Annotated in this window: 11 protein-coding genes; 3 read left to right on the top strand and 8 right to left on the bottom strand. The window is 72.0% G+C overall.

Annotated elements, in window-relative coordinates:
- From LOY02_RS16090 to LOY02_RS16075, 4 genes are all read right to left on the bottom strand, one after another.
- Nucleotides 1-419, bottom strand: a 419-nt coding sequence (locus tag LOY02_RS16090; protein WP_317183381.1) for a leucyl/phenylalanyl-tRNA--protein transferase, incomplete at its 3' end; no start/stop codon positions are given.
- 103 nt (nt 420-522) lie between these two features.
- Complete coding sequence (locus tag LOY02_RS16085; protein ID WP_317183380.1) at nt 523-1,509, bottom strand: carbohydrate kinase family protein; 987 nt, start codon at nt 1,507-1,509, stop codon at nt 523-525.
- A gap of 10 nt (nt 1,510-1,519) precedes the next feature.
- Nucleotides 1,520-2,278, bottom strand: a complete 759-nt coding sequence (locus LOY02_RS16080) for a helix-turn-helix transcriptional regulator (protein WP_317183379.1) — start codon at nt 2,276-2,278, stop codon at nt 1,520-1,522.
- Nucleotides 2,259-2,945: a DsbA family protein gene (locus LOY02_RS16075; RefSeq protein ID WP_317183378.1), complete on the bottom strand. Its 687-nt coding sequence runs from the start codon at nt 2,943-2,945 to the stop codon at nt 2,259-2,261. Before LOY02_RS16075 ends, LOY02_RS16080 begins: the two co-directional genes overlap by 20 nt.
- 88 nt (nt 2,946-3,033) lie before the next feature.
- On the opposite strand from LOY02_RS16075, the gene fdxA reads away from it, so the two are divergent.
- Both fdxA and LOY02_RS16065 read left to right on the top strand, forming a co-directional pair.
- The gene (gene fdxA / locus LOY02_RS16070) at nt 3,034-3,381 is read left to right on the top strand and encodes a ferredoxin (RefSeq protein ID WP_317183377.1); all 348 of its coding nucleotides are present in this window, start codon (nt 3,034-3,036) and stop codon (nt 3,379-3,381) included.
- A gap of 136 nt (nt 3,382-3,517) precedes the next feature.
- Nucleotides 3,518-3,760 carry a hypothetical protein gene (locus LOY02_RS16065; protein WP_317183376.1) on the top strand — a complete coding sequence of 81 codons (243 nt, stop codon included), beginning with the start codon at nt 3,518-3,520 and terminating at the stop codon, nt 3,758-3,760.
- A 104-nt stretch (nt 3,761-3,864) separates the two neighbouring features.
- Here LOY02_RS16065 and LOY02_RS16060 read toward each other — a convergent pair whose 3' ends face one another.
- The 4 genes from LOY02_RS16060 to LOY02_RS16045 all read right to left on the bottom strand — a co-directional run bounded on the left by LOY02_RS16060 (nt 3,865) and on the right by LOY02_RS16045 (nt 7,544).
- Nucleotides 3,865-4,239, bottom strand: a complete 375-nt coding sequence (locus LOY02_RS16060; RefSeq protein ID WP_317183375.1) for an iron-sulfur cluster assembly accessory protein — start codon at nt 4,237-4,239, stop codon at nt 3,865-3,867.
- A gap of 241 nt (nt 4,240-4,480) precedes the next feature.
- Nucleotides 4,481-5,635 carry a glycerate kinase gene (locus LOY02_RS16055; protein WP_317183374.1) on the bottom strand — a complete coding sequence of 385 codons (1,155 nt, stop codon included), beginning with the start codon at nt 5,633-5,635 and terminating at the stop codon, nt 4,481-4,483.
- Nucleotides 5,636-5,679: 44 nt separating this feature from the next.
- The gene (locus LOY02_RS16050; RefSeq protein ID WP_317183373.1) at nt 5,680-6,786 is read right to left on the bottom strand and encodes an S-adenosylmethionine:tRNA ribosyltransferase-isomerase; all 1,107 of its coding nucleotides are present in this window, start codon (nt 6,784-6,786) and stop codon (nt 5,680-5,682) included.
- The gene (locus LOY02_RS16045; RefSeq protein ID WP_317183372.1) at nt 6,783-7,544 is read right to left on the bottom strand and encodes an SDR family NAD(P)-dependent oxidoreductase; all 762 of its coding nucleotides are present in this window, start codon (nt 7,542-7,544) and stop codon (nt 6,783-6,785) included. Before LOY02_RS16045 ends, LOY02_RS16050 begins: the two co-directional genes overlap by 4 nt.
- 138 nt (nt 7,545-7,682) lie before the next feature.
- Between LOY02_RS16045 and nadA the strand changes: the two genes are divergently transcribed.
- Nucleotides 7,683-8,758, top strand: a 1,076-nt coding sequence (gene nadA, locus LOY02_RS16040) for a quinolinate synthase NadA (RefSeq protein WP_317183371.1), incomplete at its 3' end; no start/stop codon positions are given.

Raw genomic sequence — 8,758 nt, 5'->3', positions numbered from 1 at the left:
CCGACGAGTCGGCCGTCCTGCCAGGTCTCGATCGAGTGGGCCCACCCCGCCTCGTGCAAGCGCACGTAGGCCTCGACGACCTGCGGCGTGATCCATCGCCCTGAGCGCCTCGGGTCGGCGCAGGAGAGGACCACCTGCTCGAAGGCGGTGTCGACGCGCACCTCGAACCGCGCCAACGACTTGCGGAGCGACCTGCTCACCCGGAGGTGGCCCAGACGAAGGATTCCCCGCGGGTCCGGGGACCACCATCCCAACGGCTCCCCGCCGTGCTCGCCGATCCCCATGGGGAAGACCCCGATGGTGTACGCCTCGTAGAGCGTTGGCACCTCGAGGTCGGCGCCGATGCCGATGAGGTCCTCGCCGGGCGGCACCCGGTCGAGGTCGAAGTCCCACGGGGTGGGCTGCGGCGCGATGGGCACGGGAGCCGTCCTGCCTAGCGTGTCGAGGGGATCATCGGGGGTCGGACGGACGATCGTCCGGGGCCTGCCTGGCGTGTCGAGGTGACGGTCGGGCGCTGCACGGTCAGGGTCGCTCGCACTCGATGTGCGGACCGATCTCGGCGGCGCAGTCGTCGCCGTAGGCCTCCGCGAGCCGCTCGAGGAAGCGGCCCTTTCTCAAGGTGTACTCCTGCGTCCCGACGGTCTCGATGACGTAGGTCGCGAGCATGGCGCCGAGCTCGGCGCACCGCTGGACCGACAGCTCCGCGGCGAGGCCGGTGAGGAAGCCGGCACGGAAGGCGTCGCCCACGCCCGTCGGGTCGGCCCGACGGACCTCCCGGGCGGCCTTCACATGGATCGCCTCCTCCCCCCGGACTCGCACCGTGGCTCCGTCCTTGCCCTGGGTCTTGATCTGGACGCGCACCCGATCGGCAAGCTCGTCGTCGCTCCACCCGGTCTTCTGGCAGGCGATCCCCGCCTCGTACTCGTTGGTGAAGAGGTACTCGGCCCCGTCGATGAGGGCCCTGATGCCCTCGCCGTCGAGGAAGGCCAGCTGCTGCGACGGATCCGCGGCGAAGGGGATGCCCCGAGACCGGCACTCGTCGGTGTGCCGCTGCATGGCGACGGGGTCGTTGGCGCCGATGACGACGAGGTCGAGCCCGCCGACCCGGTCTGCGACCGGGCCGAGCTCGATGTCCCGCGCCTCGGTCATGGCGCCGGCGTAGAAGGTGGCGATCTGCGCCATGTCCCGGTCCGTGGTGCAGACGAACCTCGCGGTGTGCTGGGAGTCGGAGTAGTGGACCGACCGGCAGTCGACGCCGTGGCGCTCGAGCCAGGAGCGGTAGTCGGTGAAGTCCTCCCCCACTGCCCCGACGAGCACCGGCCGCTGGCCGAGCGACGCCATGCCGAAGGCGATGTTGGCCCCGACGCCGCCCCGACGGACCTGGAGGTCCTGGGTGAGGAAGGACAGCGAGATCTTGTCGAGCTGCTCGACGACGAGGGAGTCCGCGAAGAGGCCCTCGAAGGTCATGAGGTGGTCGGTGGCGATGGAACCCGTGATGGCGATCTGCACAGGCGAAAACCTAGCGTGCCGGCGCGGGTGCGGTTGTCGCCGCGCCCGTGAGGCGGGCGACACAGTGGCTCGGACCGACGAGTGGCTCGAGGCTCTCGACGCCGGCGGGTGCGTCTGCGGACTCGAGCAGCCCCTCCATGAGCCCGCGGTGGATGGCGCAGACGACGTCGAGGTGCCGGGTGGCCACCTCGAGGAACGGGCACGTCGTGACATCGATGCGCACCGAGTCCGTCTCCGGGGTGGGCTGCGACTCGAAGCCCATGCCGGCGAGCGTGTCGACGACGAGACCGGCAGCCGCGGCGACGGACTGCGGCCGCTCCGCGGCAGGGGCGGCGGTCCGCCCGAACCTGCGACCCGCGGAGACGGCCTCGCCCGTGGGGTCCGGCGCGCTCGAGTCGACGTGGGTGGCGAGGATCTCCGCGAGGAGCCGGTAGCTGCGCTGACTGCTCCGCGGCCCGGTGACCGCGGCGACGTAATGGGTCCGGGGCCGGCCCGGGGCCGTGCGGTCCTCTCGCTCGCGGGACACGACACCCACCCCGACGAGCGCCTCGAGGTGGAACCTCGCGGTGTTCGGGTGCGTGCCGAGGCGCGCGGCCACCTCGGCAGCCGTGGACGGCGCGGCGAGGTCCTGCAGCACGTCGAGGACGCGCGCCCGGGTGGGACCGAACCGGTGGGCCGTGTCGGCCCCTGAGTCGGCGCCAGAGTCGGCCCCTGAGTCGGCCCCGAGGTCGGGCCCGAGGTCGGTTCGGTCAGGCGGCGGAGTGCTCACGCTGTGGATCGTCCCATGCGGCGAGGCCGCGGTCGCGCACCTGCGCGCCGAGCCAGTCCACGGCCTCGACGCCGACGATGCGGCGTCCTCCGACGAGCACTGTCGGGACCGTGCCCCCGACCTCGCGCCACTGGGAGCGCCAGTCCCGCACGAGGTGCCACGCCGCCCCGGAGACCGGCCCACCCGTGACGTCGACGGCGAGGCCCCAGCGCCAGACCGGCTCCGAGGTCGACGAGCTGCCCAGCAGCTCGTCGGCGACGAGCTCGCGGAGGATGCGTGCGTCGCCGAGGTCCGTCCCGTCCTCCCAGAACGACCGGAAGAGCGTGCGTCGCACCGGTCGGTCGACCCCTGCGGCGTAGGCCTCCGCATAGGCCGAGGTCGCCGCACCGGTGAAGGGCACGTGGGTGGGCGGCGCGTAGGGGAAGGGCTCTCCCGGGAGGAGGTGGCCGAGCACCTGCTGCACCTCGTCGTGGAGCGACCGGTGGCGGGCGATGACGTCGGCCGGGCCGACGTGGCGCCACGGCTCGTGCTCGACGGTGCGCCAGTCGATCTCGACGCCGTCGTCGGCGAGGAGCTCCGTGCGTCGCCAGGCCAGGTGGCTCCACGGGCAGGTGAAGTCACCCCACACGGTGATGCGGTCGTCTGCACTGCGCTGCTCGGTCGCCATCGACTCTTCTCCTCTGCTGGATCTCTGTTGGATCGACGGTCTACAGTGTTTTTACAACTAACTTGTGAAAACCTCAAGAGGAGAGCTGATGACCTACGTGATCGGCAGCCCGTGCATCGACGTCAAGGACCGCGCGTGCGTCGAGGAGTGCCCCGTCGACTGCATCTACGAGGGACAGCGGTCCCTCTACATCCACCCCGATGAGTGCGTCGACTGTGGCGCGTGCGAGCCCGTCTGTCCGGTCGAGGCCATCTACTACGAGGACGACCTGCCCGCAGACCTCCAGCCCTACCTCGTGGACAACGCCGACTTCTTCGAGGAGACCATGCCCGGCCAGTCGGAGCCGCTCGGCTCCCCGGGTGGGGCCGCGAAGCTCGGGGTCCTGCCGTTCGACACGCCCCTCGTCGCCTCGTACCCCCCGCGCGACCCCGCCTGAGCCGGAAGGACCCGACGCACTGTCGCGCCCGTGGTGAGGCCTTGCGCGAGTCCGGGTGACGAGAATCTCGGCCCCGCCCGTTCCTACCGTGCGGTAAGGGTGGTCAGGGATGGTCCACCCGCATAGCGTGCAACACATGAGCACCCCGGGCCTGCCCAGCCGCACGACGGCATCCAGCACCTCGAGCACGGCGCCGACGGAGTTCCCGACCCCTCGTGACGGGCTCGACACCGGCAGCGTGGCAGAGCTCGCCGAGGACTGCCGCGCCATCCACCTCCCCCACTTCGCGGCCCACGGGGCACCTCACCCGCACGTCGACATCGACGTGCCGGAGAGGGCCACCGCCCTGGTCAGCGAGCTGGGCGACTATGGCTTCTGAGACCCCCCGGCACGGCAGCGCACCTCCGGGCGAACAGCACGCCCAGCGGCATACGTCCGCATGACGAAGGGCCCCACCGTCGGTGGGGCCCTTCGTCGTCGTGCTCAGCTGAAGGAGTCGCCGCAGGCGCAGCTGCTGCCCGCGTTGGGGTTGTCGATCGTGAAGCCCTGCTTCTCGATCGTGTCGGCGAAGTCGATCGTCGCGCCCTCGAGATACGGCGAGCTCATCCGGTCGACGACGACCTCGACACCGTCGAAGTCGCGCACGAGGTCACCGTCGAGCGTGCGCTCGTCGAAGTAGAGCTGGTAGATCAGGCCCGAGCAACCGCCGGGCTGGACGCCCACGCGCAGGCGCAGGTCGTCGCGACCCTCCTGCTCGAGAAGGCTCTTGACCTTCGCGGACGCCACATCGGTGAGGATGACACCGTGGGCGGGAGCCTCGGTCTGGACCTCGGCGGAAGCGTTCGTCTCGACACTCATGTGCAGTCCTTCACGTCAGAGAGCATGGGTCTGGAGTGACAACCCAGGCGTCGCCGGAAGTGTTCCCGACGTCCCTAGGATACGTCCCTGCTCCGGACATGCACGCACCGCGCGCCCTGCGCGTGCTGGTGGCGACGACGTAGAGCCCGTATGCCGCCGGGCTCGGTCCCGCGGCCTGCCGGGTCGCGCGCTCGCCGGGCTCTCCAGCAGGGAGCGTGCGGGCCACCCCCCTCACCCCGTCTCAGGTACGGGGCGGCGACCAGGTGCGTGCCACTCGTGCGACGCGGGCGGCGAGCGTCCCCACCGGGTCGCCCAGGACAGCGTCGGACTGGGCCGGTCGCTCCACGACGGCGTAGACCCCGGACAGCCCCGCCGACATGGCGTCCCGCCGGCCGAGCTCCGACCGACCGGGGACGGCGATGACCGGAACCCCGCGCCGGGCCGCCGCCTCAGCGACGCCGACGACCACCTTGCCCTGCAACGACTGCCAGTCGAGGGATCCCTCCCCGGTGACGACGAGGTCGGCGCGGGCAACCCGCTCGTCGAAGCCGACGGCCTCGAGGACCGCCTCGATGCCGGGGACCCGACGCCCCCCGAGCAGGTGGAGTGCGTATCCGAGGCCACCGGCCGCGCCGGCACCCGGCTCGCGCTCCGGCCGGATCGCCGTTCGCGTGAGCAGGTCGGTCGCAGGCGGCCGCACCCGGGCCACGACGCCCGCGAAATGGCCCAGGGCCCCCTCGAGGGCCTGGGCCTGCTCCTCTGACGCGCCCTTCTGGCCGGCGAAGACCGCGCTCGCGCCCTTGAGGCCGAGCAGCGGTGATTCGACGTCGCTCGCGATGACGAGGTCGACGTTGCGGAACCGGTCCCTGGCCTCGTCGATCCCGGTGAGGTCGTCGACGGTCACCGCTCCGAGCGCCAGCCCTCCGATCCCGAGGCGCTGCCGGGTGCCGACCCCGAGGGCGGCCAGCAACCCGGCCCCGGCGTCGTTGGTGCCTGAGCCGCCCAGACCGACGACGACGCGGCGCGCGCCGAGGTCGAGGGCCGCCGCGACGAGCTCGCCCACGCCGAACGTGGTCGTTCGGGTCGGGTCCCGCTCCTCGGGCGCGAGCAGGTGCAGCCCGGCCGCCTGGGCGGACTCGACGTAGGCGGTGTCCCCGACGACGAGCACGGTCGCCGGCACCGGCCGGCCCAGCGGGTCGGCCACGACGACGGCGTGGGTCCGGCCGGGCAGGCTTGCGGCGAGCACCTCGACGAACCCGGGCCCACCGTCCGAGAGGGCCACGGTCTCGACGGTGTCGTGCGGCGCGCCGCGCAACCACCCGTCTGCCATCGCGTCCGCTGCCTGCCCGGCCGTCAAAGTGCCGGTGAAACAGTCCGGGGCGATGAGGACGTGCACGCCCGCATGCTGTCACATCTCGGCGCGGACCCGACCCGCCGGCGTCACGGGAGGAGCAGCGCCGAGTCGCCGAACTCGTGCCATGCGTAGTGCCGGGCCAGGGCCGCGTCATAGGCGCGCTGGGTCAGCTCCACCCCGGCGACGGACTCGACGAGGAGCAGGTGCGATGCGTCCGGGTTGTGCCAGCCGGTGACGAGGCCGGTGACGACCCTGGCCGGCCGGTCCGGCGAGACCACGAGGTCCGTCCACCCGGCAGCGGCGTGGACCGCCCCGTCGACGTCCGTGGCGGACTCGATCGCGCGTGTCGCCGTCGTCCCCACCGCGATGACCCGCCCACCGGCTCCGCGGGCCGCGTTGACCACGGCAGCCGTCGAAGCGGACACGGCGAAGCGCTCGGGCTGGGGCGCCTCCCTGCTCTCCTGGGACGACAGGCCGGTGTGCAGGGTGACGGTGACGATGTGCACCCCGCTGGCGACGAGCCGCGTGACGAGTGCAGGAGTGAAGGGCCGGGCGGCGCTCGCCATCTCGGCACTGCCGGGGACGAGGCCGAACGCCGTCTGGTAGGCCTCGAGCGGATACCGTCCGCGCAGGTAACCGTAGGCGATGGGCCGTCCGGCCGAGCGGAGGTGGTCGGAGAGCGAAGTCTCTCCTCGTGCGACGGCCCGCCACAGCCGGTTGCCCTGTCCCGTCGGCGACGAGCCGGGCTCCGGGTAGGGCTCGACGAGCTGGATCCGCAGCGTGACCCTCCGTCGCCGCCGTCCCCCGGCGGGCAGGTCGATGACGTCGCCGGCCATGGCGTCGAGGATCGGTTCAGAGGCGTCCGGAGGCGTTCGGAGCTCGACGACCCAGGAACCGTCGTCGAGCTCGCCCCCGACATGGACGACGACCCGCCCACGACCCGTGACGGTGCCGTCGGCCTCGCCGTTGACCGTCGCCGAGTTGTTGACGACGAGGACGTCCCCCGGACGGACGTGCTCCGGGAAGGAACGGAAGCTCGCGTGCTCGACTGCCGCCTCTCCCCCACGTCGCGCTGCGACGAGGAGCCGCACCTCGTCCCGGGCGAGGCCTCTCGCCTCCGGTGGCGCATCTGCCGTGAGGTCGTCGGTCGGAGGGAAGCGCGTCGAGGGCACCCGGGTCAGTTCGGCCGTCATGACGCCACCCCACTGGGAGGCGCGCCAGTCGGCGCCGTGGCTGCCGGGGCCGTCGGGGCGTCCGTGAGGAGGTCGGACGCCCGGTACCGGCCGCTCTCCGGCCGACGGTCGAGCAGCGACAGGGCGGCCGGCACCGCGAGGTCGGACGGCAGGGGCCGATCGCTGATGTCCTCGCCGGGGAAGGCGCTCTGGTGCATGGCTGTCCGCATGTCGCCGGGATCGAGGGCGTAGGCGCGGATACGGCTCTGCTCGGCCCCGAGGGTCAGGGTGAGGTGGTCGAGCGCTGCCTTCGACGCGCCGTAGCCGCCCCAGGTCTCGTAGTGCTCGACCGCCGCGTCGGACGAGATGTCGAGGACCACGCCGCCAGCGACCTCGAGCGCGGGCAGAAGCAGTCGGGCCAGCGCGTGGGGAGCGACGACGTTGACCGACAGGATCTCGGCCAGCTCGTCGGAGGTGAGGTCCCGGAGCGGTCGCAACGGCGTCGGCCCGAGCGTGCTCGCGTTGTTGACGAGCACGTCGAGGCGACCCCACTCGTCGACGACCAGCCGAAGGTCGTCACGGTGGTCGGCATCGGAGACGTCCCCGGGCACGGCCACGACCTCCGCTTCCACGGGAAGGGCGTCGGCGGTGGCCGACAGGTCCGCGGCAGTCCTCGCGGTGAGGAGCAGGCGCCAGCCCCGAGCAGCGAGAGCACCAGCGAGAGCCCGGCCCAGACCCTGGCTGGCTCCGGTGATGAGGGCAGTACGAATCGGTGTCATGCGCACAGGCTCCGACTTCAACCCAACGTGAAGTCAACGCCTTTCTCGCCGGAGTGGTGGCGGAGGCGCTCCGTGCCCCGGACCCGAGCGGAAGGACCGATGGGTGCCCTGCGGGCCCGGCGGCATACCCTTGTCCCCATGACGACGGACACGGCTGCCGCACCCGCACCACTACCCCTCCTCGTGCTCGGGCAGGGCACCGACCTGCACACGGAGCGCGGCGTGGAGTGTCCCGGCGACCTGCCCGCACCCTCGGACCCCGACCTCGTCGAGCGGGCCCGGGCGGCCAAGGCCGCCCTCGGGGACCAGGTCTTCGTCCTCGGCCACCACTACCAGCGCGACGAGGTCATCCAGTTCGCCGACGTGACCGGCGACTCCTTCAAACTCGCCCGCGAGGCTGCGGCCCGGCCCAATGCGCCGTACATCATCTTCTGCGGGGTCCACTTCATGGCCGAGTCGGCCGACATCCTCACGAGCGAGGCGCAGACGGTCATCCTGCCCGACCTCGCCGCCGGCTGCTCGATGGCAGACATGGCCGCGATCGCGCAGGTCGAGGACGCGTGGGAGCAGCTCGAGGCGGCCGGGGTGGCCGGACAGACCATCCCGGTCACCTACATGAACTCGTCGGCTGCGATCAAGGCGTTCACGGGTCGGCACGGCGGCACGATCTGCACGAGCTCCAACGCCCGGACGGCCGTCGAGTGGGCCTTCGAGCAGGTCGGCGGCGTGGACGGCACCGGCAAGGTCCTCTTCCTGCCCGACCAGCACCTCGGGCGCAACACGGCGGTCCGCGAGCTCGGCCTGTCCCTCGACGACTGCGTCGTGTGGGACCCTCGTCGACCCAACGGTGGGCTCACGCCTGAGCAGCTCGCCGGTGCCCGGATGATCCTGTGGCGCGGTCACTGCTCGGTGCATGGCCGCTTCACCGTGGACGCCGTCGAGACGGCCAGGCGCGAGATCCCCGGCGTCAAGGTCATCGTCCACCCCGAGTGCCAGTACGAGGTCGTCCAGCTCGCCGACGAGGTGGGCTCCACGGAGCGGATCATCCAGACCATCGCTGCAGCCCCGGACGGCACGTCATGGGTCGTCGGCACCGAGCTCAACCTCGTCAAGCGGCTCGCCCAGCAGTTTCCGCGCCAGCGCGTCGCCTTCCTCGAGAAGAACGTCTGCTACTGCTCGACGATGAACCGCATCGACCTGCCCCACCTCGTCTG

Origin of the sequence: Intrasporangium sp. (genome assembly GCF_032907665.1) — a bacterium.
Taxonomy (GTDB): Bacteria; Actinomycetota; Actinomycetes; order Actinomycetales; family Dermatophilaceae; genus Intrasporangium.
Note: the sequence above shows the minus strand (reverse complement) of the source record. Positions and strands in the feature narration are given on the sequence as shown.